Below are 1,685 nucleotides of genomic sequence, written 5' to 3' on the forward strand. Positions count from 1 at the left end.
CACCGAAAGTGTGAATGAAGTGTTATCGCGGATTCGTGAATATGAGGAGAAATACGGGAATCTATAATTTCTCCAATTGATGTCATTTTAACCCCAACACCAATTTTATCATTACATCGATCTGCGCCATCTCTTCGCTACTAAGAGTTGCTAAAATATCGGAAGTGATACGGGCGTTATCAACGGCTCGAATCTGATCGATAACAGCATCCGAATCGTGCTGAAGTAAGGATCGTGCGGTGATTCGATAACGTAACGGATAAGCGTCATCGATAAGTTGTGTTGAGAGGGGAATAATGACCGATGATGGGTGAGAGACAGCGTTTAATAGATTGCTTTGGACAATGACAACGGGGCGAACTTTGCCCATCTCTGAACCCTTTTTAGGATTGAGATTGGCTAAAACGATCTCTCCGCGTTTCATGATAAACCATCGTCTAATGTAACATCTAACTCACGATTAATAGCGATAGAGTGATTACGAACTTTTAAAGAGGCGTTCTTCATCCGTTCTTTGAGTTGCTCTTCGACAAGGCTTTCTCGGTAATGAGTTATGGATCGACGAACAAGTTCACTTTTGGTAATGCCGAGCTTTTTGACCATATCATTGAGCATTTCATAAAAGGTGTCATCTGTTTTTAGGGTGAGAGTATGCATGGTTGCTTCTTTAGCAGAGTAATACGAAAATTATACCATTTTTAAGTACTTTAGTAATACTAAAATATATTTTCTGATTTTATAATTATTAAATAACAAATAAAAGTATAAAAGTGTAACAAATGCACACAAAATATTTCATATAAAATATAATTTAACGAGAATCTAAGAGAGAGAGAGAGAGATACTATCACTTACACAAATATTTTTAAGTATTTGTGATATTATTTTCGGAGTTTATTATGAAAAAAAGTTTTACAGCATTGGTTGCATCAGCGGTAATGTGTTCAGTGGCGTTTGCTTCACCAACGGCAAATGAGCTAAGTTTTACGGGATTAAATGCGACGGAACATGCAGCACTGTTCGGTGATGGTTTGACGACTCAGGCGGTAGCACTGGATGGTGCGGAGATGAAAGCGACTGAGGGGGAGATACTGTGGTTGCCAATAGCTGTAGGCGTTGGTGTCATGTCGAGATGGCAATATTTAAATGCACCGACTTTAAATGGAAGAGTGTATCAAAGAAATATAAGATTTTCTAGAAGAAGATAATAATGGCTATTATAGATATATTTTTTTGGATAATCTATGAATTTGGATTATTTTCCATAATCTATCTTATCTATAATCATAAGCATAATGACCGAAAAATTACTTTAGTTATTTTACTGAGTTTAGTAGTTGGAATTATAGAAATTGACTCATGGTTTTTGGATATTTTGAGTGCCATCTTATCGGTATTACTGATATATTATGCTTTAAAAGTATCAAAACAAAAAAATGAATTATATCCTCTGAAATATTTATTATTTGGATTTATTATCTTAATTCTTATAAATATTACTTACTATGTTGCTGTAGGCTAATCACTTTATTCTCGCATTTATGCGGGAATAAAACAAAGAAATAATCGTAGTTGGAGCATTGGTTTTCATCAATGTGGTGTATCACTGTTGCACCTAAAATTATTTTTTGAATAGGAAAAAAATGTTTTCAATTATTGTAGATCAATTGAGATTTAAAAAGTTG

General features: G+C 34.5%; 4 protein-coding genes. 2 read left to right on the plus strand and 2 right to left on the minus strand.

The window, feature by feature from the left end:
• Positions 1-82: 82 nt before the first annotated feature.
• Both WA010_RS05835 and WA010_RS05840 read right to left on the minus strand, forming a co-directional pair.
• Positions 83-424, minus strand: coding sequence for a type II toxin-antitoxin system PemK/MazF family toxin (locus tag WA010_RS05835; protein ID WP_422556205.1), 342 nt, complete (start codon positions 422-424; stop codon positions 83-85).
• Entirely contained in the window at positions 421-657 is a 237-nt protein-coding gene (locus WA010_RS05840; protein ID WP_422556206.1) for a hypothetical protein, read from the minus strand. Before WA010_RS05840 ends, WA010_RS05835 begins: the two co-directional genes overlap by 4 nt.
• Positions 658-899: 242 nt before the next feature.
• On the opposite strand from WA010_RS05840, the gene WA010_RS05845 reads away from it, so the two are divergent.
• Both WA010_RS05845 and WA010_RS05850 read left to right on the plus strand, forming a co-directional pair.
• On the plus strand, positions 900-1,208 hold the full coding sequence (locus tag WA010_RS05845; protein WP_422556207.1) for a hypothetical protein: 309 nt from the start codon (positions 900-902) through the stop codon (positions 1,206-1,208).
• A 2-nt stretch (positions 1,209-1,210) separates the two neighbouring features.
• Entirely contained in the window at positions 1,211-1,522 is a 312-nt protein-coding gene (locus WA010_RS05850; RefSeq protein WP_422556208.1) for a hypothetical protein, read from the plus strand.
• Positions 1,523-1,685 lie beyond the last annotated feature (163 nt).

The sequence above is a fragment of the Sulfuricurvum sp. genome (assembly GCF_049305995.1).
Taxonomy (GTDB): domain Bacteria; phylum Campylobacterota; class Campylobacteria; order Campylobacterales; family Sulfurimonadaceae; genus Sulfuricurvum.